The sequence below is a fragment of the Streptomyces sp. NPDC045846 genome (genome assembly GCF_056431605.1).
This window is the reverse complement of record NZ_JBWKKJ010000005.1, coordinates 383,288-406,502: the sequence shown is the minus strand read 5'-3', so window position 1 is coordinate 406,502 and position 23,215 is coordinate 383,288. Positions and strand designations below refer to the sequence as shown.

The 23,215-nt window shown below is 69.4% G+C and carries 20 protein-coding genes; 8 read left to right on the top strand and 12 right to left on the bottom strand.

Annotation, left to right across the window (positions count from 1 at the left end; genetic code table 11):
* Positions 1-12 precede the first annotated feature (12 nt).
* Both AC07F3_RS16880 and AC07F3_RS16875 read right to left on the bottom strand, forming a co-directional pair.
* Entirely contained in the window at positions 13-1,323 is a 1,311-nt protein-coding gene (locus AC07F3_RS16880) for an NHL repeat-containing protein (RefSeq protein WP_479114729.1), read from the bottom strand.
* Positions 1,324-1,372: 49 nt separating this feature from the next.
* Entirely contained in the window at positions 1,373-2,614 is a 1,242-nt protein-coding gene (locus tag AC07F3_RS16875) for a gluconolaconase (protein ID WP_479114727.1), read from the bottom strand.
* A gap of 426 nt (positions 2,615-3,040) precedes the next feature.
* Between AC07F3_RS16875 and AC07F3_RS16870 the strand changes: the two genes are divergently transcribed.
* On the top strand, positions 3,041-3,394 hold the full coding sequence (locus tag AC07F3_RS16870; protein WP_479114726.1) for a PIN domain-containing protein: 354 nt from the start codon (positions 3,041-3,043) through the stop codon (positions 3,392-3,394).
* Between the two features lie 55 nt (positions 3,395-3,449).
* Here AC07F3_RS16870 and AC07F3_RS16865 read toward each other — a convergent pair whose 3' ends face one another.
* The gene (locus tag AC07F3_RS16865) at positions 3,450-3,920 is read right to left on the bottom strand and encodes a MarR family winged helix-turn-helix transcriptional regulator (RefSeq protein WP_479114941.1); all 471 of its coding nucleotides are present in this window, start codon (positions 3,918-3,920) and stop codon (positions 3,450-3,452) included.
* Between the two features lie 307 nt (positions 3,921-4,227).
* On the opposite strand from AC07F3_RS16865, the gene AC07F3_RS16860 reads away from it, so the two are divergent.
* Entirely contained in the window at positions 4,228-5,358 is a 1,131-nt protein-coding gene (locus tag AC07F3_RS16860) for an NADH:flavin oxidoreductase (RefSeq protein ID WP_479114724.1), read from the top strand.
* Positions 5,359-5,540: 182 nt separating this feature from the next.
* Here AC07F3_RS16860 and AC07F3_RS16855 read toward each other — a convergent pair whose 3' ends face one another.
* From AC07F3_RS16855 to AC07F3_RS16840, 4 genes are all read right to left on the bottom strand, one after another.
* A complete protein-coding gene (locus AC07F3_RS16855; RefSeq protein ID WP_479114722.1) occupies positions 5,541-6,506 on the bottom strand; it encodes a DUF1152 domain-containing protein in 966 nt (321 codons plus the stop codon).
* Positions 6,507-6,675: 169 nt separating this feature from the next.
* Positions 6,676-7,305 (bottom strand): class I SAM-dependent methyltransferase, encoded by a 630-nt coding sequence (locus AC07F3_RS16850; protein WP_479114720.1) that lies wholly within the window; start codon positions 7,303-7,305, stop codon positions 6,676-6,678.
* Positions 7,306-7,359: 54 nt separating this feature from the next.
* Positions 7,360-8,484 (bottom strand): FAD-dependent oxidoreductase, encoded by a 1,125-nt coding sequence (locus AC07F3_RS16845; RefSeq protein ID WP_479114718.1) that lies wholly within the window; start codon positions 8,482-8,484, stop codon positions 7,360-7,362.
* Positions 8,485-8,552: 68 nt separating this feature from the next.
* The gene (locus tag AC07F3_RS16840; RefSeq protein WP_479114716.1) at positions 8,553-9,446 is read right to left on the bottom strand and encodes an NADP-dependent oxidoreductase; all 894 of its coding nucleotides are present in this window, start codon (positions 9,444-9,446) and stop codon (positions 8,553-8,555) included.
* A 271-nt stretch (positions 9,447-9,717) separates the two neighbouring features.
* Here AC07F3_RS16840 and AC07F3_RS16835 point away from each other — a divergent pair, with 271 nt between their 5' ends.
* Together AC07F3_RS16835 and AC07F3_RS16830 are read left to right on the top strand one after the other, a co-directional pair.
* Positions 9,718-10,710, top strand: coding sequence for a glutathione S-transferase family protein (locus tag AC07F3_RS16835; RefSeq protein WP_479114714.1), 993 nt, complete (start codon positions 9,718-9,720; stop codon positions 10,708-10,710).
* 373 nt (positions 10,711-11,083) lie between these two features.
* On the top strand, positions 11,084-12,271 hold the full coding sequence (locus tag AC07F3_RS16830) for a Cmx/CmrA family chloramphenicol efflux MFS transporter (RefSeq protein ID WP_479114712.1): 1,188 nt from the start codon (positions 11,084-11,086) through the stop codon (positions 12,269-12,271).
* Positions 12,272-12,376: 105 nt separating this feature from the next.
* On the opposite strand, the gene def is transcribed toward AC07F3_RS16830, so the two are convergent.
* On the bottom strand, positions 12,377-13,054 hold the full coding sequence (gene def / locus AC07F3_RS16825; RefSeq protein WP_479114710.1) for a peptide deformylase: 678 nt from the start codon (positions 13,052-13,054) through the stop codon (positions 12,377-12,379).
* Between the two features lie 115 nt (positions 13,055-13,169).
* Here def and AC07F3_RS16820 point away from each other — a divergent pair, with 115 nt between their 5' ends.
* The gene (locus AC07F3_RS16820; RefSeq protein ID WP_479114708.1) at positions 13,170-13,748 is read left to right on the top strand and encodes a winged helix-turn-helix domain-containing protein; all 579 of its coding nucleotides are present in this window, start codon (positions 13,170-13,172) and stop codon (positions 13,746-13,748) included.
* Between the two features lie 120 nt (positions 13,749-13,868).
* Here AC07F3_RS16820 and AC07F3_RS16815 read toward each other — a convergent pair whose 3' ends face one another.
* Together AC07F3_RS16815 and AC07F3_RS16810 are read right to left on the bottom strand one after the other, a co-directional pair.
* Positions 13,869-14,255 (bottom strand): hypothetical protein, encoded by a 387-nt coding sequence (locus tag AC07F3_RS16815; RefSeq protein WP_479114706.1) that lies wholly within the window; start codon positions 14,253-14,255, stop codon positions 13,869-13,871.
* Entirely contained in the window at positions 14,255-14,479 is a 225-nt protein-coding gene (locus tag AC07F3_RS16810; RefSeq protein ID WP_479114704.1) for a hypothetical protein, read from the bottom strand. Before AC07F3_RS16810 ends, AC07F3_RS16815 begins: the two co-directional genes overlap by 1 nt.
* Positions 14,480-14,625: 146 nt before the next feature.
* On the opposite strand from AC07F3_RS16810, the gene AC07F3_RS16805 reads away from it, so the two are divergent.
* The gene (locus tag AC07F3_RS16805) at positions 14,626-18,108 is read left to right on the top strand and encodes a DNA polymerase III subunit alpha (RefSeq protein ID WP_479114702.1); all 3,483 of its coding nucleotides are present in this window, start codon (positions 14,626-14,628) and stop codon (positions 18,106-18,108) included.
* Between the two features lie 5 nt (positions 18,109-18,113).
* On the top strand, positions 18,114-19,136 hold the full coding sequence (locus AC07F3_RS16800) for a DNA polymerase Y family protein (RefSeq protein ID WP_479114700.1): 1,023 nt from the start codon (positions 18,114-18,116) through the stop codon (positions 19,134-19,136).
* A gap of 144 nt (positions 19,137-19,280) precedes the next feature.
* On the opposite strand, the gene lexA is transcribed toward AC07F3_RS16800, so the two are convergent.
* Positions 19,281-19,964 carry a transcriptional repressor LexA gene (gene lexA, locus AC07F3_RS16795; protein WP_479114698.1) on the bottom strand — a complete coding sequence of 228 codons (684 nt, stop codon included), beginning with the start codon at positions 19,962-19,964 and terminating at the stop codon, positions 19,281-19,283.
* Between the two features lie 356 nt (positions 19,965-20,320).
* Between lexA and AC07F3_RS16790 the strand changes: the two genes are divergently transcribed.
* A complete protein-coding gene (locus AC07F3_RS16790; protein WP_479114696.1) occupies positions 20,321-21,097 on the top strand; it encodes an alpha/beta hydrolase family protein in 777 nt (258 codons plus the stop codon).
* Positions 21,098-21,108: 11 nt separating this feature from the next.
* Here AC07F3_RS16790 and AC07F3_RS16785 read toward each other — a convergent pair whose 3' ends face one another.
* Positions 21,109-22,473, bottom strand: a complete 1,365-nt coding sequence (locus AC07F3_RS16785) for a class II 3-deoxy-7-phosphoheptulonate synthase (RefSeq protein ID WP_479114939.1) — start codon at positions 22,471-22,473, stop codon at positions 21,109-21,111.
* Positions 22,474-23,215 lie beyond the last annotated feature (742 nt).

Here is a 23,215-nt window from a genome sequence, read left to right as displayed (position 1 = left end):
GGCGGCCTGTTCCTACACTCCGGTCGTGATCTCGATCAGCTCGGGGGTCTGCAGAACACGCAGGGCGAACCGCCAGAGCTGGCCTTCCCAAGTGCTGACGTACAGCACGCCGTTGTCGAGGTCCAACGCGACGCCGAGCGCGGAGAAGCTGCCCGTGGCCTTGACCGCCACGTGCTGGGCGCCGCTGGCCAGGTCAACCTTGTACAGGACGTCGCCCCAGTGATCGCTGATGTATGCCGTGCCCGCGCCGTCCAGCGCGATGTCGCCGCTCTGCCGGGAGAGGGCGGTCACCGCGCGCTTGCTGGGCGGGTCGGCCAGCAGGTCCACCTCCCACAGATTCCCGACGTGGTTCCAATTGCCGGTGTACGCCTTGCCGTTGCCGTCCAGCGTCGCCCCCGAGGTGGACGATCCCAACTCGTCGACGATCAGCTTCTTGGCGTCCTTCTTCCCCAGATCGACCGCGAACAGCTTTCCGTCCAGACCGGTGACGTAGGCCGTCTTGCCGTCTGCGTCCAGCTTGACGGCGTAGGCCTGAACACCGGTGACGACCGTCTCGGTGGTGCCGTTGGCCAGATCGACCCGGACCAGGCGATTGCCGCTGTGGTCGGTGACGTAGGCCTTGCCCTTTCCGTCCAGGGCCACTCCCCCGGGACTGCCCAGGCTTTCGGTCGTCACGAACTCGCGCTTGACGTGATGGGTGAGGGAAACGCTGTAGAGCTTGCCACTGTCCGTGACGACGTAGGCCTTCTCCCGCGCCGGGTCCAGTGCGACGCCCACGGCATGGCCCGCCATGCCGCTGGTGACAAGGAGGGCGCCCTCGGTCTGGTACTGGGCCCTGTTCAGTTTCCTCTGCATGTCTTCGCTCATGTGCGGCTGATCCTCGTCGCGGATATCTGCCGCTTTCCTGAATTCCCCCTCTTCGGTCGAGGACTTCATCGTTGACGATGCCGCGCCGGAGGTCGACTTGGGGTCTTCGCTGACTTTACGCTGACGATCTGCTGTCGCCTGGAAACTCGAGAAATGCGGGCCGAGGAAGCCCTGCATGACGTCCAGTGCCCCGTGTGCCGTCTGGCGCGGATGCCATGGATCGCGCCCCTTCTCCAGACCATGCACGAAGGCCGACACGTCTCCCGATACGCTCTCCTCGTCTTCGTCCCAGGCACCTTCACCGGCGCCGGGGATGGCCTTCCCGAGTTTCTCGGCGGACTTCTCGGCCTCCTTGGCCCGGTCGCTGCCGCTGTTGAAGGCGTTGCCAAAAAGGCCGGACCTCGCCGTGGCCTCGCTTTCTCGCTCACCGCTGGTTTGGCCTTTGCCGTCGGACATGAGCTCCCCTTCCGAGTTCCCTGGCGGAAACGACGCGTCGGCTCTTGCTTCAGCTCTTGTAGAACGGTGCTTCCTGTCCCTTCACGAGACCGTCGCTGAGGGTGAGCTTTTCCAGCTCGAACACCTCGGCCTCCCCCGCCAGGACGGAAACGATCTCCGCCTCCCCTTTTTGGCTGAAGTAGTCCCTGCCCTCGCCGACCAACTCAAGTACATCGACCGCCCGAGCGACCACGTGATAGTACTTCTCGGGTTTGGTTTCTCCGCGTTGGTCCTGCGTCTGCGCTCGCTTGCGCGTCTCGTCGTCCTCTGCGCCCTGAATACTCTGGATGCCGCTGAATTCCACCGGCTCCTCGTAGTACAGGGCCACCACTCCGCCAAAGGTAATGGGGAGCTCGTAGTCGAACTTACTGACCTTGCGGCGCTGGGTGGCCCGCACCACGGCTCGGGTGTCGACGGTCCCGCTCAGCGAGAACGAGCCTTTGAACTGGGTGGTGAACGATCCACTGACGGAAGCGCTGATCCCGAGCATCAACTGGGCCGACAGTTCTCCGGTGCCCGTAGCGGTGCCGGTCGCCGTGGTGGTGCTCGTCCCCTGCGATTGGGACTCCGAGTCGACGCCCTGGTTGTCCTTGCTGTTCTTCAGAGTCGTCTTCTGGGACTGAGTCAGGGCCATACTCTGCTGCAGTTGCTGTTGCAGGGACGCAGTGGCTTTCGCGCCGAACGTGAGCTGCACCTGGCCCTGGAGGGACCAGCTGATCGTGTTCGAAACCGAGTACTCGAAACCGGCGGTCCAGGTGATCGGTCGCGGGTCGGTTCGATTGACAAACGTGTTCTCATAGATCACGTCGGGGGGAGGCTGCTGAATGTCACTCCGCTCCTCGATGAGCGGCACACCCATATTCATGTAGGTGCCCCACCCGCGCCCGTGCGCAGAGTCTCCTTCCGGAAAGGTGCCATATGTCACCTTGTTGATGGAGAAGCCGATGGGGGCGATCCAGCGGTCCGGCTCATCGTCGGATGCCTTCTTGACTTTCCCCTTGACCTTGTCCCACTTCCCGCTGACCGTGCTCCACTCCGGCGGCTTCTTCTCCGCTCGACTCATGTCCTCCCAGCTTTTCCACCTCTGCAGGATGGGGGGAGGCTCATTGGTCAGGATCTTGAGTTCCCTCTGGTTCTTACGAGTCAGCGGGTGACGCATAAACCGCGTGGGTTTATAGGTCTTGCCCACTGCGTTTTCACTTCCGGAGTCGGCGGGGCCGGGGACCGTTCCGGTCACGGGAGAGATAGCCATACTTCAGGCCTCCTTGCGTCGTGGAGAGGGCACGGAGTGAATTGTCTGGAGTGACTCTCAGAGCCTGCGTATCGTCGCATTATCTTCCGGGTGCCTACTACCCGGCCTCGTGGCGCGGCACTCGGCCGGACCGGCCACACCGAGGAGCGCGCGGAAGCGGGAAGGCGCGCGGGCGACACCCAGGTAGTTTTCGTTTTATATGACTGATGGTTCACCGGAGCCGACGCAGTCGGGTCCCGGTTGTCGAGGATGTACGGCTGGCCTCCGCCCGGTGGTGGTCAGGGCGAGCCACTGGCGCGCCCCCAGCAGCCGGCGCAGCACCCGCCGGGCCGCGTCCGCTCACGTCGGCATGGCAGAATCACGGCCCGTGATCACACGAGGGATGCGCACCATGCCCGGGCAGGCCCGATGCGGTCGGGAGGTTTCGTGAGTGTGCGTCCGGTACTGATCGTCGATGCCGCGAACGTCGTCGGGTCCGTCCCCGACGGGTGGTGGCGCGACCGCAAGGGCGCCGCAGAGCGGCTGCGGGACCGACTGGTCGGAAGGGACGTCGACGAAGAGGTGATCCTCGTCGTCGAGGGCGCCGCCCGGGGCGTCGAGTCCGTGGCCGGGGTGCGGGTCGAGTCAGCGCCCGGCAGCGGCGACGACCTCATCGTGGAACTCGCCGCCGCCCACGCCGACCGGCCCTGCACGGTCGTGACCGCCGACCGCGCGCTGCGCGAACGCGTTCGAGCTCATGGCGCCCAGTGCGTCGGCCCCCGTACGGTACGACCCGCCTGACCCCGATACACCCGCGGCGCGGTGGGCGCCATGAGGCTGGCGGGTGCGGCTGTTCCTACTGAGCGGGGTGGCGGGGCGCCCGCGTGGAGCGATCGGCGTGTGCGCAGTCGTCCTCCGACCGCGGCCAGTACCGGCCTTCGAGGGCCTCGGCGCTGCGGTTCAGCCGGACCAGGATGTCCGCCAGCTCCTCCACCTCCCCGGGGGACCAGTCGGCTACGACCTGCGCCAGACAGGACCGGTTGACCTCACGGTCCTCGGCGAGGCGATGCCCGCCCTCTTCGGTGATGCGCAGCTTGCGGGCCATGCCACCGTCCGGGTCCGCCACGCGTTCGGCCAGTCCGCAGCGCAGCAGTGCGGCCGTCTGGCGGTTCACCGTCGAGGTGTCGAGCCCGAACGCTTCCGCCAACTGACCGATGGACATGGGCCCTTGGGTGTCGATCCGGCTGAGCAGCAGGTACGCCGACCGCTCCAGGCGCTCGGGATCACGCTCGCGCCGGGCGAGCACCTGGTGTCGTGAGAGCAGCATCAGCTCCCGCTCCAGCTTCTCCAGCACCACGCCTCCCACCCATTCCGTCGCTCCATTATCGCCGACCCGTCGAGCGCCGAAGCGAGTCCCCGCCGAAGCCGAGGAGCGGGACAGCCGGACGGATCGGGAGCCGGGTCGCTCCCGCCCTGCAGCGGCCCGCCGGCCCTTCCGCACCGAGGTGCCGCCGCGTCCCTCACGAGGACGACTCCTCCCCCACGGGCACGGCAATATGCATGATACACAGCATGTGTACTATGCACTTCTCTCGTCGTACCCGGACGAGCCCCTCACCCCTCGGAGGACCCGCATGACCGTCACCACGTCCACCGCTTCTCGCGCGGCCGACATCCTGTCCCGGCCCATCGCACTGAACGGCCTGACCGTCCCCAACCGCATCGCGATGGCCCCGATGACGCGGATGTTCTCCCCCGGCGGCGTGCCCGGCGAGGACGTGCAGGCGTACTACGCCAGCCGGGCGGCCGCGGGTGTGGGCCTCATCGTCACCGAGGGCACCTACGTCGGGCACGAGTCCGCGGGCCAGAGCGACCGGGTCCCGCGCTTCCACGGCGAGGACCAGCTGGCGGGGTGGGCCAAGGTCGCCTCTGCCGTGCACGAGGCAGGCGGCACGATCGTGCCGCAGCTGTGGCACATAGGCATGGTGCGCGAGCAGGGTCAGGCGCCGTACGCCGAGGCGCCCGCCGTCGGTCCCTCCGGCATCCGCGTCGACGGCACCGAGGGAACCGGCAAGGCCATGACCCGCGCCGACCTCGATGACGTCATCGGCGCCTTCGCCGACGCTGCCGCGGAGGCCGAGCGGATCGGCTTCGACGGCGTCGAACTGCACGGCGCCCACGGCTACTTGCTCGACCAGTTCCTGTGGGAGCGCACCAACCGCCGCACCGACGCCTACGGCGGCGACGCGGTCGCGCGCACGAAGTTCGCCGCGGAGATCGTGGCCGCGGTCCGCGAACGCGTGTCGGCCGACTTCCCGGTGATCTTCCGCTACTCGCAGTGGAAGCAGGAGGCCTACGACGCCCGCCTCGCGCAGACCCCGGAGGAGCTGGAGGCGATCCTCGCCCCGCTGGCGTCCGCGGGCGTGGACGCGTTCCACGCCTCCACCCGGCGCTACTGGCTCCCGGAGTTCGAGGGCTCGGACCTCAACCTGGCGGGCTGGACCAAGAAGCTCACCGGCCGGCCGACCATCACCGTCGGTTCGGTCGGCCTCGACGGCGACTTCCTCGGCGCGTTCGCCGGCCAAGGCTCGGATCTGGGCGACATCAACAACCTCCTGGACCGTATGGAGCGCGACGAGTTCGACATGGTCGCTGTCGGACGGGCGCTCCTCCAGGACCCGCAGTGGGCGGCGAAGGTCCTCGGCAACCGCTTCGACGAGCTGCGGCCGTACGACGCGGCCGCTCTCAAGACGCTCAGCCGGTAGCCGAACAGCCCCCGCCACGGCGATGACACGGGGAGGGCGGCGGCCGGGAAGCCGCCTCCCCCTGCCCCGCCGCCCCGGACGAAGCCCGGGTCCCACGGATCTGTGCGCTCGTCACCAGCCCCCGCTGGGATGGAAGCCGCGCCCCGCGCAGGGGGGTCCGTCCGCTCGCTCCGGAGGACGGTTCAGTGCGGGAACGTCCTCGGCGGACGCTGGCGGGGCAGCGTGGCGCGGAACTCCTCGATCACGGAACTCACCTGTCGCATCAACGCCGTCCGTTCCAGCAGACCGAGGTAGAGATTGCGGCGGGCCAGTCCCGGCAGGTCCACACAGAAGTACAGCGCCATCAGCGGGTTGATGAACAGCTCGCTGCCCTTGGTCCTGTCCGTGAACGGGACGTTCCCGAAGTCACCCCGCACGGCGGCCGCCACGGAACCGTTCACGATGCTCGGGTGGCTCGGGGTGTGACGCTGGGCGTGCGCGACCGCGTCGAGATACAGCGCGCCCTCCCTCCCCGCGCCGAGCAGCGAGAAGGCACCGAGATATGAGCCGTCCCGGTCCAGGGCTGCCAGGTTCTCCAGCACGAGCGAGTGGTTCACGCCGTGATACGCGTCCACCCCGAAGCCCAGACACGCCACCAACCGGTGCGGAACCTCGTCGAGTCCGCTCACCGCGGCCAGGCTCGCCATGTCCTCCTCCGGGGTGCCGAGACCGTGCTCGTCGCCACGCATGAGGATGTCCGTACCGCCGTCCACCAGCACGACCGCGTCGACACCACCGAGATGCTTGATCAGCGTCCGGTAGGCCGCCCGCAGCGGACCGACCCCGATGCTCGGGAACGCGTACACGACCGGCGGCAGGTCCTGCGTCGCGAGCCACTGCGCGAGCGTCCGTTCCGGGAAGTAGTCGCCGCGCACGGGGGTGTCGGGCCTGACGGCCGCGACGTCCTCGTCCACCCACGCATCGAGGTCCAGGCCATACAGATCGGCGAACGACAGGTTGGCGAGGTGTACGTCCTTGCCTGCCGAGCGCAGCGCGAGTGCGAGCGGCAGACCGGCGTACACGTCGAAACCGCCGCCCGCGCCGGCGATGAGTACCCGTCGCGCGTCGCGCAGCCGGGTGAAGAACGCGGGTTCCCCCAGAGAGATCACCGCATGACGCTAACAGGGTGGCCGGCAAGCGTCAGTGAGACCGGTCAGCAACCGGTGGGCGACCGCTCTCGGAGCACTGCGGTGGACGGCGACACCTTCGCGAGCGAACGCTCGGAACGCGGCGCTTGGTGAGCTTCATCCCGCCGATCCACCACCGGCCCGGGCCCCGCTACGGGCGGCGGGCCAGCAAGTGGGAGTCGAGGAAGCCCCGCTCTGACGCCGGGTCGTGGAGCAGTCGCGCCACCGTGACAAGTCCGGCTCCGGTCAGCAGGTCGGCGAACCGCTCCGTCGGCCAGCTGTAGGCGGGCGCCACCTTGTGGTCGAAGCGGACCGGCTCCGGTCCCTCCGTCCCGAAGAAGGACACCAGGAGCACGCCCCCTGGTGCCAGGACACGTACCTGCTCAGCGAGCAGCGCGGGCAGTTCGGCGGGTGGGGTGTGGATCATCGAGTAGTGGGCCAGCACTCCGCCGAGCGTGCCGTCCTTGACCGGCAGGGCTTCCATGCGGGCTTCGTCGAACCGCAGTTCCGGATGGGCCTGACGGGCGTGAGCGATCATGGCCGGGGAGAGATCGAGCCCGAAGGCGTCCAGTCCCAAACCGTGCAGCATGGCCGTCAGATGGCCGGGTCCGCACCCGACGTCGGCTGTCCGCAGGTTCCCGGTGCCGCGCACGAGTTCGGCGAAGGTGGCGATCATCTGCCGCGCGAACGGCTGCGTCTCCAACTGATTGGCGAACATCGCCGCGTACCGTTCGACGACCCCGTCGTAGGCCGCCCTGGTCTCATCCTGGTGTCGCATCACGGGACGGAAGCTAACACCCGCGCCGTGCACAGCCGTTACCCGGCCCCTGCACGGTCAGATCTCCACCGGTTCTCGGCCGGTGAAGAACTTGATCATTTCTTGCGGGGTCGGGTCGTGGGCGACCGCGGCGGCGGCCGCCGCACCGCGCGTGAACAGCCCTCGCTCGTATGCGGCGAGTGCCGTCTCGATGTCATCAGGGTGTGCGGCGAGGGCCCTTCCGAGTTCGGCGCCGTCCTGCATGGCCAGGTTGGCGCCTTCACCATTGGGCGTCGAGAGGTGAGCGGCGTCGCCGAGCAGGGTTACGCCCGGCAGCCGGTCCCAGCGGTGTCCGACCGGCAGCGCGTGGAGGGGGCGCAGGACCGGCGCGGTGGAGCTGGCCGTGATCAGGGCGGTGAGTTCCGCCGCCCAGCCGGTGTACTCCTGCGCGATCCGTGCGGTGGCTCCCGCGGCGTCGGTGAAGTCGATGGCGGTGAACCAGTCCTGCGGCTTGGCCAGGGTGATGTACGCGTGGAGGGCCCCGCCCTTCTCCCGGTGGGCCACGAGCCACTTGCCGTTGCTGTCCGGGTCGAGTGCCACGAGCGTTCCGCCGCCGACCGCCTTCGCGGTGGCCGGGTGTCGGGTGTCGGCATCGTGCAGGCAGGTCTCCACGAAGGACCGGCCGACGTATTGGGGGGTTGCGTCGGAAAGCAGCGGCCGCACGCGTGACCACGCGCCGTCCGCGCCGACCAGGAGACTGGTGACGACGGAGCCGCCGCCCGCGAAGGCCACCTCGTGGCAGCCCCCGGGGAGGGCACGGACGCCCGTGGCCTTGCTGCCCCAGTGGACGGTGTCGCCGGGGAGTGCGTCGAGCAGGATCTGCCGCAGCTCGCCGCGCTGCACCTCGGGGCTTGTGCCCGTGCCGTCGTCGGCCTTGTCGAACAGGACGGTCCCCTCCCGGTCCATCAGCCGTATCGCTTGCCGGCCCTCCAGGACGAGGCCACGGAACTGGTCCATCAAGTCGGCTGCTTCGAGGGCGAGTTGGCCGTTGTGGTCGTGGATGTCGAGCATCCCGCCCTGCGACCGGGCCGCAGAGGAGGACTCCGCCTCGTAGACCGCGACCGGAAGGCCGTGGAGGTGCAGGACGCGGGCCAGGACGAGCCCGCCGAGTCCGGCGCCGATGATCGTGACAGGAGTGTGCATGGGGCTCCTTCGGGGAGCGTGGGGAAAGGGCAGCCTGCCGGGGCTGCGGAGGGGGCTGGAAGAACGGTTCAGACGACCACGACGCGGCGCCCGCGGGTGTGTCCGGCCTGGCTGTCGATGTGGGCTGCGGCTGCCTCGGCGAGCGGGTACACCTTCTCGACCGGGATGTGGAGCCTGCCGCGCGAGATGAGATCGACGGCCTCGGCGAGGGCGTGCGGCACGTTCCCGGTCACGCCGGAGAACCGGACGCCGAGCTCCGATGCACCGCGATCGGCAATGGAGATCACCTTTCGTGCGTCTCCGGTCAGTTCGACGAGTTCGCGGAGCACACCGGAGCCGGACAGATCGAGCGCCGCGTCGACCCGGCCGAGCCGCCGCACTCGCTCCACCCAGCCCGCGCCGTACGTCGTGGCGAGGGCGCCCAGGCTGCGCAGATAGTCCTGGTTGGCGGCCCCGGCCGTGCCGATCGCCGTGATGCCGCGGTCCCGGGTGATCTGCAGAACGGCCGATCCGACGCCGCCTGACGCGCCGCTGACCAGCAGCGTCTGCCCGGGCCGCACCCCCACCTCGCGGATGATGCGCAGCGCGGTCTCCACCACGGAGGGATAGCCGGCCGCCTCCTCGAACGAGAGGCCCTCGGGCATCGCGGCCCAGGCTGAAAGCACGGCGAACTCGGCGTAGGCGCTCGATCCCCGCCCGAACACGAGGTCGCCGGCCTTTACTCCGTCGACGCCGTCGCCGACCTCGTCCACCACCCCGGCGGCGTCCTGCCCGATACCAGCGGGCAGCTCGATCGGGTGGGCTTCCTGGAACTGGCCTTCGCGGATCCTCCAATCGACGGGGTTCACGCCCGCCGCGCGCACGGCGATACGTATCTGACCTGGGCCCGCGTGGGGTTCTTCGACGTCGGTGAGGTGGAGAACGTCGGGGCCGCCGAACTCGGCGAAGCTCACTCTCTTCATGCGAGGACCATAGCACTACTCGTTAGTGTTTTGGATTTGTTGTTCATTCACACTCGGTAGTGCCAGGCTTGGGGTGCGTCCACGACCTCATGACCGCACCGCCGCGCGGCACGCCGGGAGATCAACGCGGCCTGTCAGAGCTTCGACGAGCGGGGCGCGCCAAGAGTGGGGACCCTTGTCGTGGGAGCGGACGCGTCTTGGGAGCGGACGCGCCCACAGCCGAGCCAGGCACCGACGGGGAGCCTGGATACTGAACAGGGGTTTGCCGCCTATGAGTTACGTGCATCCCGGGAGCGCTTACACGCGGGACAGCCGGTACATCACCACCCGAATCACCGCCGACGGACGCGATGGATTCCCCGTCGAACCGGGCCGGTACCGGCTGGTGGTCAGCCGCGCCTGCCCCTGGGCCAGCCGGGCGATCATCGTGCGGCGGCTTCTCGGCCTTGAAGAGGCTTTGCCGATGGCCGTGGCCGGGCCCACCCACGATGAGCGCAGCTGGACGTTCGACCTGGACCCGGGCGGGCGCGACCCGGTGCTCGGAATCGAACGTCTCCAAGAGGCCTACCTCGCCCGCGATCCCGGTTACGACCGCGGCATCACGGTTCCGGCGATCGTCGACGTGCCGACCGGCAAGGTGGTGACCAATGACTTCGCTCAGATCACGATCGACATGTCGCTGGAATGGACGGCTCACCATCGCGAAGGAGCCCCCGACCTCTACCCGCAGGCGTTGCGGCAAGAGATCGACTCAGTGAACGAAACGGTTTACGGAGACGTGAACAACGGCGTCTACCGTGCCGGTTTCGCGGGTTCTCAAGAGGCCTACGACTCCGCGTACACCTCCCTGTTCGCCCGTCTCGACCAGCTCTCACAGCGGCTTACGGCCTCTCGCTACCTGGTCGGTGACACCATTACCGAGGCGGACATCCGGCTCTTCACCACACTCGTCCGCTTCGACGCCGTCTACCACGGCCACTTCAAGTGCAACCGGCAGAAGCTCTCCGAGCTGCCCGTCCTCTGGGCCTATGCACGCGACCTGTTCCAGACGCCGGGATTCGGCGACACCGTCGACTTCGACCACATCAAACGCCACTACTACCTGGTCCACCAGGACATCAACCCGAGTGGCATCGTGCCCTGCGGTCCGGACCTGTCGAGCTGGCTCGACACCCACGACCGGGCCTCGCTGGGCGGCCGCCCCTTCGGCGACGGCACCCCGCCCGGTCCGGTCGCTCCCGAAGAAGCCGTACCGCAGGTGTGACGCGTCCGGTCGGGAGTTGCGAGGCAGCTCGGCGCCGGCCTGGTCGCATCTCGTGCGCAACGCCCGGCGCACTGCCTGGCGTTGGGTGGCGCACGACGGGCGTTTACCAGGTTGATGGCGGCCGGAGCCGTGGGTACTGTGCCTCACGTGATGAGCCCTGAGGCAGACAGAACGGAGCCGCCGGTCACTCGGCGGCGGATGGTGGTCTGACCGGCAACCGAGAGGTTCCTTGGTCGACTTCGCTGTGAGTGGCCGGACACGTGTTCCGTGTGTCTGGTCCGGTTTCGGCTCTCGTCCCAACAACAGGTGACGCAGTTCGACGTCCAGCACGCGGATGTTCATGCCCGCACACGTCATTGCTGGAGTCGACTCCGTGCCCGTGTTCCTCTACGTCCTCGGTCTTGCTGTCTTCGCGCAAGGAACCTCCGAGTTCATGTTGTCCGGCCTCGTACCGGGTATCGCCCGCGATCTGTCCGTGTCGGTGGGAGCCGCCGCGAGCCTGACGTCCGCCTACGCGATCGGGATGATGGGCGGCGCGCCGGTGATGGCCGCACTGAGCGCGCGCTGGCCACGCCGCCGTGCGCTGGCGGGCTTCCTTGCCGCGTTCGTCATCGTGCACGTCGTCGGAGCGGTCACGACGGATTTCGCGGTGCTGTTCGGCACCCGGATCGTCGCCGCCATCGTCAACGCCGGGTTCTTGGCGGTCGCGATGAGCGTGGCGAGCGACCTCGTGCCCCCTGCGAAGCAGGGCCGCGCCACCGCTGTCCTGCTGTCGGGGGTCACGCTGGCGTGTGTTGTCGGCGTGCCTGTCGGCGCCCTGCCCGGGCAGTGGTCCGGCTGGCGTTCGGCTTTCTGGGCAGTCGCTGCCCTGTGCCTGCCCGCCCTGACGCTCGTGTTCCGGTCGGCGCCCAGGGGTGCGGCTCGGCGGCACGACGTCTCGGTGAGGCATGAGGCGCGTGCGCTCAAGTCGGGCCCGGTGCAGTTGGCGTTGACACTGGCGGCGCTGATCAATGGGGCGACCTTCGCGACCTTCGCCTACCTGGCTGTCATTGCCACGGAGGTGACCCACTTGTCCGCCGCCGCGGTCCCGGGACTGCTCGCCGCGTTCGGAACCGGCGCCTTCATCGGAGTGAACGCGGCTGGTCGTATGGCCGACGGTCGGCTCCGGCGAGGTGCGGTCCTCGCGATGTGGGCCCTGCCGGTCGGGTGGGCAGCGCTGGCCGTGGCCAGCACGCAGGCAGTGCCACTGTTCCTCGTCGCGGTCGTTCAGGGCGGGCTGTCGTTCGGCATCGGATCGACCCTCGTCAACCGCGTCATGCAGGTCGCGTCCGATGCCCCGTCCCTGAACGGGGCGTTCGCCACCGTGGCGCTGAACAGCGGCGCGTTTCTGGGACCGCTGCTCGCCGGCGCCGCGACGGGGGCGACAGGTGACTACCGGGATGCCGCCTGGGTCAGCGCCGCCCTCGCCGCCACCACGATCGCGGTTGCCGCCGCTTCACGCCCGCGTGCTGCTCGGCGAGAGCGCGAGAGCAGTATGGCGACCCGCCGCGGCACCCTGTGAGGTCCGGGTCGCGGCCAGCCGGTCACGATCCGATGCTCAATGCCGTCAGCTGCGCCGGTTCAGAACTCCGTTGAGTTCCTGGCCGGCACCGTTGCGCGGGCCGGTTCAGCAACGGTCTCCAGCTTTGCCCAGGCCGGCGGCCTTGATCGCGCGTTGGGCGAAGACGCCCTCACGGTTCTCTTCCATCTGGCGCAGCGCGTCCTTGCGGTCCCGTCTGGAGAGCCGGTCGAGATAGGTATGGCCCAGGAGGTGGTCGGTCTCGTGTTGCAGACACCGCGCGAAGTAACCCGTTCCTTCGATGACGAGCGGGTTGCCGTCCTTGTCGAACCCGCGCGCGACAGCGCGATCGGTGCGGGGAACCTCCATACCCGCACCGGGCACGGACAGGCAGCCCTCGATGTCGTCGATGAGCCGCCGACCGCTTGGATCGGGCAGGTCCAGAACCGGGTTGATGATGTGGCCGACATGCCGGACCCCGTGATCGTCCGGACAGTCGTACACGAACAGTCGCAGGTCGACGCCGACCTGATTGGCGGCCAACCCGGCTCCGTCGGCCACGTACATGGTCAGGAACATGTCGTCGATCAATGCCGACAACTCCGGAGTCCCGAACTCCCGTACCTCGCGGCACGGGCGGCTCAGCACTTCCTCGCCCACCACCGTGACCCTGCGAACCGAACCCCGTTGCGCCTCCGGCGGAAGAGCCGGATAGGTGTCGACGGGGCGGCCTTGCAGGCGGACGCGCCGATCGGTGGGACGAGACCGCTCGTCACGAACAGGCATAACCGACTCCCCTTTTTTACGCACGCCGCAGGCGCCGCGGAGGCCCCCCGCAGCTGATGCCGTCAGCAAGGAGCGCCCCTTGCCAACTCCTTTGCAAAGTAGCAGAGTTTGCAAAGTGACTGAAGATGGAGTCGACATCCCGCACGCCCGCATGGCCAGCGCCAACGAAGCATTGCGCGAGCACGAAGTCCGCAGCGCCCTGCTGGATCTGCTCGCCGACGTCGGCACCCTCACGGCGACCGAAGCCGCCTCCCGGCTGGGCTACAGCTCCGGCCTCTGCTCATTCCACCTGCGACAGCTCGCGCGCCACGGACACATCGAGGAGGCCCCCCACAACGGGGGCCGCGCCCGCCCCTGGCGCCTGAAGCAGCACGCCGACACCCATGGCGGCGCCGGGGAGGAGCAGTTCGGGGATCTGGCCCGAGGCCTTGAGGACGAAAGCTGGCAGCGTTGGCTGGCGCAGCGAGACGAGGCGCCGACCGCATGGCGGCACGACGAGGCCTTCAGCGCCGTCGCCTACCTGACGCCCGAAGAGATGAGCCGCGTCGCAGACGCCATCCGAAAGACGCTCGCGCCCTACCAGGACCGCGAGCAACGCCCCCTGGCCCGCCCGGACGGCGCGCGACCGGTGGCCCTCATCACCCGGCTCTTCCCCCTGCTCCCCCACGCCGGAAGCGCCGCGGACCAGGAGTGAGAAGACCCGGGTCATGTCGACTGTGATGCCCGGCGTGCGCCATACCCTCCTGACCACCCTGCTCGCGGGCCTCCCGTTCCAGGCGCTCGGCGCGACGGGGCAGTCGGTGCCGCGGACGCGTCAGGCAGTGGTCCAGGAGCGCAGGCGGGCTGCGGTCGCGCGCAAGGTCAGGGCGCCGGTGCGGAGTTCGCGGACGAGGTCGGGCATGGCGCCGGCGGGGGGCTTGGCGGGTTCAGCGGACTGGTGGAGGTAGCGCAGGGCGAGGGCGGATCCGACGAGGCCGTTGTAGTCGGTGAGCGGCTTGAGCGTCACGAACATCTGCAGCAGGACGGCGGCCCGTACGGGGGCCTCAAGGTAGAAGGGCTCGCCCGCGTGGAGTTCGTAGGCGTGCCGGTGGACCGCGGCTGCGAGGGCACCCCAGTCGTCGATTCCGGTCTCGCGGCCTGAGCGTTGTTCGAAGTCCTGCAGGGCGTCTTCGATCCAGCGAGCGTCGATGCGCAGGAACATCAGCGCAGGCCGGGGTCGAAGGCGTCGTCGAATTCGTCGAGCAGGCCGGTCATGTCGTCGACGAGGCCGGCGACGAAGGCGTCGCGGGCGGGGTCGAGGTCGCTTTCGATGAGGCCGGAGACGTAGGCCTGCATGGTGACGCCCTTGCGCTGGACGCGTTCGGCGAGGAGCTCGTGGGTGCGGGCGCGGACCCGGACGTTGAGCTGCTTGTCATCGGCTGCCATACACCCAGGCTAGCAATTGCTAGCACCCTCGACCTGGAAAAACGTCTTACCTTTTGTTCGAACAGAGATTCGATCACGTGGGTTATGGTGGATATCTGGCCACTGGGACAGAAGGGGCAAGGGGGTACAAGGCGCAGGAGGAGCGGATGAGCGGGTTTGTGCATCTGCATGTCGCCTCCGGCTATTCCGCCAGGTACGGGGCTTCTCACCCGGACTCCTTGGTACGACGGGCGGCCGAGCGGGGCATGACCTCGCTCGCTCTCACCGACCGGGACACGGTGGCCGGAATGGTGCGCTTCGCGAAGGCCTGCGCCGCCCATGGCGTGCGGCCGATCCTTGGCGTCGACATCGCCGTCGCCCCGCACCGACCCCCCGCGCCCGAAGGACGCCGCCGGACCCCGGTCCGGGGCGGTGCCCATGTAGTCGAGCCGCCACTGCGCGTCACCCTTCTCGCCCAGAACATTTTGGGCTGGGCGGGGCTGTGCCGACTGGTGTCCGCCACGCACACCACAGCGGATGGTGGGTTGCCTGTGGTGTCGTGGGAGGTGCTGCAAGCCCACGCGGGGGCGGGTCTGACCGCGCTGCTGGGGCCGGTCTCCGAACCCGTCCGCGCCTTGTCAGCCGGACGCCCCGACCTGGCCACGCGGCTGCTGGAGCCGTGGCGCGAGCTCTTCGGCGACGCGCTACGCCTAGAGGTGCTCTGGTACGGGCAGAGTGGCACCGGGCCCGGATCGCTACGCCTGGCCGGACGCACTCTGCAGCTCGCCGATGAGCTCGGCATCGAGGCGGTTCTCACCAACGCCGCCCGCTACGCCGACCCCCACCAGAACCGGGTCGCGGACGTGCTGGACGCGGCCCGGCTGCTGCGCCCGATCCCCTTCCGCCAAGCCGACCGCCTGGACCCCGGCGAGCGGTGGCTCAAGGGACCGGAGGCGATGGCGGCCGCAGCCGAGCGCATCGCCCAGGCCGCCGGTGCCGGCCCGGGCCGCGCGGCGCGCCTGCTGGAGACGACCGTGCGGACGGGCGAGGCCTGCCGGGTGGACCCGGTTGCCGATCTGGGGCTGGGGCGTGCCCACTTTCCCGAAGCGGAGGTCGTAGGCGCCCGCGGCGTAGGGGATGTCGACCGGCTGCTGCGCGAACGGTCCCTGGCCGGCATGGCCCGCCGGGGCCTCGACCGGGACGCGACCGCGATGGGCCGCCTGGAGGACGAGCTGGCCATCATCGCCCGGCTCGGGTTCGGCACCTACTTCCTGACTGTGGCCCAAGTCGTCGCGGACGTACGGGAGATGGGGATCCGGATCGCTGCCCGCGGCTCGGGCGCGGGAAGCATGGTCAACCACGCCCTGGACATCGCAACGGCCAACCCGCTCGCTCATTCACTGCTGTTCGAACGGTTCATCAGCATCCGGCGCAACAGCCTGCCGGACATCGACATCGACGTGGAATCCGCGCGCCGCCTGGAGGTCTACGACCGGATCTTCGAACGGTTCGGGGCGGAACGGGTCGCAGTGACCGGCATGCCCGAGACCTACCGCGCCCGCTTCGCGCTGCGCGACACCGGCCTCGCCCTGGGCATCGCACCCCACCAGGTCGACCGGATCGCGAAATCGTTCCCGCACCTGCGGGCCTGCGACATCACCTCGGCCCTGGCCGAGCTGCCCGAACTGCGCCCCCTGGCAGCCGAAGCCGACCGCTACGGGCCGCTGTTCCAGCTCGCCGAGCAACTGGACGCGCTGCCCCGCGGCTACGCCATGCACCCGTGCGGAGTGATCCTCAGCGACCGCTCCCTGCTGGACCGCCTCCCGGTCCAGCCCACCCCGGGCGGCAACTACCCCATGGTCCAGGCCGACAAGGAAGACGTCGAAGACCTCGGCCTCCTCAAGCTCGATGTGCTCGGGGTGCGGATGCAGTCCGCGATGGCGCACGCCGTCGCCGAGATCCACCGCACCAGCGGCCAGACCATCGACCTCGACGACCCGCAACAGGTACCGCTGGACGACTTCTGGGCATTCAAGATGATCCAGAACAGCGACACCGTCGGCATGTTCCAGCTCGAATCCCCCGGCCAGCAAGACCTCCTCGGAAGGCTGCAGCCCCGCAACCCGCAAGACGTGATCGCCGACATCAGCCTGTTCCGTCCCGGGCCCGTGGCCGGCGGAATGCCCGCCCTCTACATCGCCGCCCGCCACGGCGCAGCCCCCGTCTATCCGCACCCGGACCTGGAACCCGTTCTGCGCGACACCTACGGAGTGACCATCTGGCACGAACAGATCATCGACATGGTCGCCATCCTGACCGGCTGCGACCGGGCGCTGGCCGAAGTGTTCCGCCGCGCCCTGTCGGACGCGTCCCGCCTGCCGACACTGCGCGCCTGGTTCGAGCAGGAGGCCGCCGCCTGCGGCTACTCCCCCACCGTCCTGGAGCAGGTGTGGTCAGTGATCGAATCGTTCGGTGCGTACGGCTTCTGCCGGGCCCACGCCGTCGCCTTCGCCGTACCCGCCCTCCAGTCGGCCTGGCTCAAGGCGCACCACCCGGCAGCCCTGTACGCGGGGTTGCTGGAGCACGATCCGGGAATGTGGCCGGCCCGGGTGATCCTCGCGGACGCCCGTCGCCACGACATTCCGATCCTGCCCGTCGACATCAACCACTCCCACACCAGCTACCGCGTCGAGACCGCTCCCGATGGACGGCTCGGGGTGCGGCTCGCTCTGTCCGCGGTCAAGGGCATCCGCGACGACGAAGCCGCCCGCATCGCGGCCGGGCAGCCGTACGGGTCACTGACGGACCTGTGGCAGCGGGCCCGGCCCTCCCAGCCCACCGCCGAACGCCTCGCCCGCATCGGCGCCCTCACAAGCATCGCCGGTCAGGCGACCCGCCGTGACCTACTGCTCCAAATCACCGAACTGCACCGCCAGACCCGCTCCCGCCCCAGCACCGGACAGCTCCCCCTGGACACCGCCCCGCTGGCCCAGGGCGCGAGCGGACTGTCCGAGATGACCGGCCGCGAGCAGCTCGGTGCCGAGCTGGAGGTGTTGTCGATGGACGTGTCACGGCACTTGATGGACTACCACCACCGGCTGCTGTCCGAGCTCGGCGCGGTCCCCTCCCGGCGCCTGGCCCACCTGCATGCCGGGCAGCGCGTCCTGGTCGCCGGGGTCCGCGCCTCGACGCAGACGCCGCCCATCGCGTCGGGCAAGCGCGTCATCTTCGTGACCCTGGAAGACGGCACCGGTCTGGTCGACATCGCCTTCTTCGAAGACAGCCACGCCGCATGTGCGCACACCATCTTCCACTCCGGACTCCTTCTGGTTCAGGGCACCGTGGAGCGGCGCGGGCCGCGACGCACCGTGGTCGGCGCCCGCGTCTGGGACCTGGACGAGCTCGCCGCCGAGCGCCGTGACAACGGTCTCGACGCCGCCCTCGCCCTGATCGGCGCCACCACGCCCGAGCCCACGCCCGCCCAGCCGCCAAGCGAAACGCAGAAGCGGGTACGCGGTGACGGGCAGCGGACCCTGGTCAACGGAACCGCTGGAGCGAGGCTGCATCCGTACGCCGATCTCCAGCCCGCGGGAACCCGGTCCGCCGACCTGAAGGCGCTCGGTCACACCAGCCGCGGCAGCGCGGGGTGAGCGCCGTGAGCCACAACCGTGCGCGGTGCGTCATGCGGGTCTTCTTCCACCCGGGCCCCGACGATGACGCGGACGACCTGTTCGGCCAGCTGGTGGGGCTGGTGGAGAACTTCACGCCCCGCTACCAGCCGCGCCCCCAGGACATGGCGGTCGACCTCGACCTCACCGGTGCCCTGCGCTACCTCGACCGCACCCCCTATGAAGCGGCACAGGTGCTGGCGCTGCGCGCGCTGGCCCTGTACGGGGTGCCGACGACGATCGGCGCCGGCAACTCGGTGATGATCGCGGCCATGGCAGCCGCAGCCACCCCACCAGGCCGTATCACCGTCATCGACCCCGCCCCGGACTGTGTCGAAGCGTTCTTGCGACCCCAGCCCACCGCGCTCCTTCCCGGTGTCGGACCGGCGACGGCGCGCACACTGAAGACGTTCGGCATCCGTACCGTCGGCGAACTCGCCGACACTCCGCCCGCCACCCTCGCCCGCATCCTCGGCGCAAGCCCCGCCCGCGAGCTCCATGCCCTCGCCTGCGGCATCGACGAGCGGCCGGTCCAGCGCGAGACACTCATCCGCACCACGTCCGGCACCCATCGCTTCCCGGCCGACGAACTCGATCCCTCCCAGCACCAGCGCGCCCTGCTCGGCCTCGCCGAGGAACTCGGCATGCGCCTGCGCACGACGAAGGAGGTCTGCCGTGCGCTGACCCTGACCGTCCGCTACGCCGACCGGACCTCCACCACGCGCACCCGCGCCCTGACCGAGGCGACGGCACACTCGCACGCCCTGGCACGCACCGCCCGCGACCTGTACGCGAGCCTCGGTCTCCAGCGGGCCCGCGTCACCGCCATCACCCTGCGGGCCGAAGGCCTCACCAGCGCCGAACACGCCTACCAGCAGCTGCTCCTCGACCCGTCCGACGACAAACGGCGCCGCATCGAGGCGGCCGCCGATGCCGCACGCCGCAAGTTCGGACCGCAGGCCATTCGCCCCGCGTCTCTCGCCCGCCGACCGTCACCTCCTGCCGGCTGAGGCCGGAGGGCGCCCTCCACGACGGGCGAAGCGCCGAGCACGCGATGAGGGACATGGCCCGCCTGACTGACCACGCTGTCACCCCGGGAGCCGCCGTCCGGCCCACTTCGCCGAAGGCCCGGCCGTGGCACTTCCGGCCGCGCATCACAGGGTGCGAAGGACCGCGACCACCTTGCCGAGAATGGTGGCGTTGTCCCCCGGAATCGCCTGGTAGGCCGTGTTGTGGGGCACCAGCCAGACCTGCCCGTCCCTGCGGCGCAGGCGCTTGACGGTGGCCTCGCCGTCGAGCAGGGCGGCGACGATGTCGCCGTGGTCGGCGGAGTCCTGGCGCCGGACCGTGACGATGTCGCCGTCGCAGATCGCGGCGTCGATCATGCTGTCGCCGACGACGGTCAGCGCGAACAGGTCGCCTTCGCCCACCAGATGGCGTGGCATGGCCAGGACGTCCTCGACCGCTTCCTCGGCCAGGATCGGGGAGCCGGCCGCGATCCGGCCGACCAGCGGAACGGGCACCGGGGCCGGGAGGTCGGCGGCGGGCGTGGAGTCCTGCCCGTTCCAGCCGTCGCGGACGCGGTAGGCACGGGGGCGGTGCGGGTCGCGGTAGAGGACGCCCTTGTTCTCCAGGGCCATCATCTGGTGGGCGACGGACGAGGTGCTCTTCAGCTTGACCGCGCGGCCGATCTCGCGCATCGAGGGCGGGTATCCCTGCCGGGCGACCTCGTCCTCGATGAAGGAGACGATGGCGGCCTGGCGAGAAGTGAGCCCGTTGGGGCCGGTCCGGACACCGGGCGGGCGGCCGGGTCTGTCGACGGCGTCAACGGCGTACATGTGTGGTGCCCCCTTACGGACCTTGCGTCCGGGGACAGTAGCCCACCAACCAGACCAAAGGGAACACGGTCTCGAACCCCGGGTGTGTTGAGGGCGCATGGGGGAGCAGGCTCCCGGCCTCGAAATGCCGCCCACCCTCGGCGGCCCGCTCTCTTCCGCGTCCTCCACGACCATGCCGGTTCCGTCTCTGCGCCGGCCCACATCATCCCAGCTCCGTCAAGCCGTCGACGCCACCCCCTTGGAAGCACACCGGCTGGATCCGGCACGTATGGCGGGAACGCGGTATTGAACTCCGTGCGCCCCGCCGGGATCGTAGGCGGCCTCACCTTTCCCACCACATCGCGAGGTGCGCCACGGTGAACGACCGCTCCACGGTGAGCTACGGTCCCGGACCCGATCAGGTCGCCGACCTCGCCGTCCCGGCCGGGGCTACCGGAACCGTGCCCCTGGTGGTGTTGCTGCACGGCGGTTTCTGGCGCGCGCAGTACGACCGCCTCTACCTCACGAAGGCGGTCGACTCGCTCCTCGGGGACAACATCGCCGTGGCCAATGTGGAGTACCGCCGGACCGGCGCGGGGGGAGGCTGGCCCACGACGTTCACGGATGTCGCCCGGGCGCTCGACATGCTGCCCAGCCTCTTCGAGCGCGCGCATCCGGGCCGGGTCGACCTCGACAGGGTGGTGTATGTCGGGCATTCGGCCGGTGGACAGCTCGGGCTGTGGGCGGCGCTTCGCCACCGCCTCGCCCCGGGTACGCCCGGTTGGAGTGCGCAGCCCGCCAACGTGGCCGGGGTCGTCGCCCTGGCCGCCGTGGCAGACATGGCCGAATCGCATCGACTGAACCTTGGCGACGGTGCGGTGGCTCACTTCCTCGGGGGCGGTCCGCAGGACGTACCGGACCGGTACGCCGCCGCCGACCCGGCCGGCCTCGGCGCGTTGGACGTCCCTGTCTTCCTCGTACACGGCGAGCTGGACGAGATGGTGCCGGTGTCGATTTCCCGCCGCTACCAGGCCGCGGCCGGGGGCACGCTCGTCGAGGTGGCAGGCGCGGACCACGTCGACGTCGTCCGGCCCGGTTCCGCGGCCTGGCCCGCCGTCCAGGCCGCGGTGCGTCAGGTCCTGGACAAGGCGTGACGCGTACGTCCTCAGCCGCTGGTGCCGCCGTTCTTCGCCGGGCGGAACATCTCGGCCACCAGGAAGGCCAGTTCGAGGGACTGCTGGGAGTTGAGCCGGGGGTCGCAGGCGGTCTCATAGCGTCCGTGGAGGTCGGTGTCTCCGATCTCCTGGCCGCCGCCGAGGCACTCGGTGACGTCCTGCCCGGTCAGCTCGACATGGATGCCGCCGGGGTGGGTGCCCAGGTGCTGGTGGACCTCGAAGAAGCCGCGCACCTCGTCCACGATCCGGTCGAAGTGCCGGGTCTTGTAGCCGCTGGACGACGTGTGGGTGTTGCCGTGCATCGGGTCGCACTGCCAGATCACGTGGTGGCCGCTCGCGGTGACCTTCTCCACCACCGTGGACAACACGTCGCGGACCCGTTCGCTGCCCATACGGGCGATCAGCGTCAACCGGCCCGGCACCCCGTGCGGGTCCAGGCGTTCCACGTACTCGGCCGCCAGCTCGGGGGTGACATTGGGGCCGAGCTTCACCCCTATCGGGTTCGCCATCAGCTCGGCCAGCGCGATGTGGGCGCCGTCCAGCTGCCGGGTGCGCTCTCCGATCCAGAGGAAGTGGGCCGAGACGTCGTAGAGCTGGGGCCCGTGGCTGGTGTCCAGCCGGAGCATCGAGCGTTCGTAGTCCATGAGCAGCGCCTCATGGCTGGCGTAGATCTCCGTGCCTCGCACCTGGGCGTCGTCGGCACGGCAGGCGGCCATGAAGCGCAGCCCCCGGTCGATCTCGGCGGCCACCGCCTCGTACCTCTGCCCGGCCGGCGACTCCCTCACGAAGTCCTTGTTCCACGCGTGGAGTTGGTGCAGGTCGGCCATGCCCGCCGCGTTCAGGGCCCGCACCAGGTTCATCGTCGCCCCGGCGTTGGCATAGGCCCGGACCATGCGGGAGGGGTCCGGGGTGCGAGCCTCCCAGGTGGGCGCGGCGGAGTTCACCATGTCACCCCGGTAGGACGGCAGGCCCTGCGCGTCGGTCGGCGAGGAGCGGGGTTTGGCGTACTGTCCGGCGATCCGTCCCACCTTCACCACGGGCAGGCTCGCTCCGTAGGTCAGCACCACCGCCATCTGCAGCACGGTGCGGATCGTGGACCGCAGTTGGGCTTCGGTGTTCCCGGCGAAGGTCTCCGCACAGTCGCCGGCCTGCAAAAGGAAGGCCCGGCCGAGCGCCACCTCGGCCAGACGCGCGCGTAGCTGGTCCACTTCAGCGGGGACGGCGATGGGAAGCGCGCCCTCCAACACCCTTCGCGCCTGCGCCGCCTGGGCCGGATCAGGCCAGTCCGGTTGATGGGCCGCGGGGCGGGCCAGTGCTTCGTGGAGCCGGCGTCGCAGCTCGGCGGGCAGCGACACCGCCTCCGGAGCCGGGTCCGCGGGTGGCGATTCCACCAGGCCGAACACCTCATCGGAACGCACGGTACTTTTCATAGGCACCTAATTCGTCGATTGACGTCCATAAGCAGCACACCGCGGCGTCGCGCGCAGTTCGCGCGACGCCCTTGTTCGGGGCGCGCCGAAAGAAGGCGCGCCGTCCGTTTCCGGCACCCGGCCGGCATCGATTCAAAATCGGCGTGTCAGCAGCACCGTCGGCGCTCGGCCTACGGCGGCTCTCTTGGAAAGTCGATCTTAGAGGCGTGGCCACGGAGCCACGTGAAGCGAAGCGCCACCCCTTCCCCCAGGGTCCCCCGTAACGCGCTGCGTCAGATAGCGGCCAGGATAGCCAGCCCGGCTCCCGGCACGGAACGTGCACGGCGACAATCAGCCACCACGATCATGGAGAACAAGCAACTTGGCCTGTCCGCGACCCGGCGAATCTCTGCGAAGTGCCACCAAACCGGAGTGCCGACAAGGAATTTCGGACGAACCGGAAAGCCCTTGCCACCAGTTCGTGCGCCATGCAATGCTGCGGCTGCAACGGGGATGGTGACGGTTGTGGAATATCACGATCCGATTGACCGCGCCGATCTCCGCATCCGAACCGTGGATAACTGCGTCGACAGCCGGTCTCCGACCATGGCACCCGCACTGTGCACCGCGTTGAAACACTGATCTCCAGGCCGAGCGCACAAGGCCGTGGGCCGTGTGCGCCCATGCA

What these genes read in the sequence shown, in the direction of transcription:
- AC07F3_RS16880 (WP_479114729.1), bottom strand. Translation starts at nt 1,323, where the DNA reads ATGTCCGACGGCAAAGGCCAAACCAGCGGTGAGCGAGAAAGCGAGGCC.
- AC07F3_RS16875 (WP_479114727.1), bottom strand. Translation starts at nt 2,614, where the DNA reads ATGGCTATCTCTCCCGTGACCGGAACGGTCCCCGGCCCCGCCGACTCC.
- AC07F3_RS16865 (WP_479114941.1), bottom strand. Translation starts at nt 3,920, where the DNA reads ATGCTGCTCTCACGACACCAGGTGCTCGCCCGGCGCGAGCGTGATCCC.
- AC07F3_RS16860 (WP_479114724.1), top strand. Translation starts at nt 4,228, where the DNA reads ATGACCGTCACCACGTCCACCGCTTCTCGCGCGGCCGACATCCTGTCC.
- AC07F3_RS16845 (WP_479114718.1), bottom strand. Translation starts at nt 8,484, where the DNA reads ATGCACACTCCTGTCACGATCATCGGCGCCGGACTCGGCGGGCTCGTC.
- AC07F3_RS16840 (WP_479114716.1), bottom strand. Translation starts at nt 9,446, where the DNA reads ATGAAGAGAGTGAGCTTCGCCGAGTTCGGCGGCCCCGACGTTCTCCAC.
- AC07F3_RS16835 (WP_479114714.1), top strand. Translation starts at nt 9,718, where the DNA reads ATGAGTTACGTGCATCCCGGGAGCGCTTACACGCGGGACAGCCGGTAC.
- def (WP_479114710.1), bottom strand. Translation starts at nt 13,054, where the DNA reads ATGCCTGTTCGTGACGAGCGGTCTCGTCCCACCGATCGGCGCGTCCGC.
- AC07F3_RS16815 (WP_479114706.1), bottom strand. Translation starts at nt 14,255, where the DNA reads ATGTTCCTGCGCATCGACGCTCGCTGGATCGAAGACGCCCTGCAGGAC.
- AC07F3_RS16810 (WP_479114704.1), bottom strand. Translation starts at nt 14,479, where the DNA reads ATGGCAGCCGATGACAAGCAGCTCAACGTCCGGGTCCGCGCCCGCACC.
- AC07F3_RS16805 (WP_479114702.1), top strand. Translation starts at nt 14,626, where the DNA reads ATGAGCGGGTTTGTGCATCTGCATGTCGCCTCCGGCTATTCCGCCAGG.
- lexA (WP_479114698.1), bottom strand. Translation starts at nt 19,964, where the DNA reads ATGTACGCCGTTGACGCCGTCGACAGACCCGGCCGCCCGCCCGGTGTC.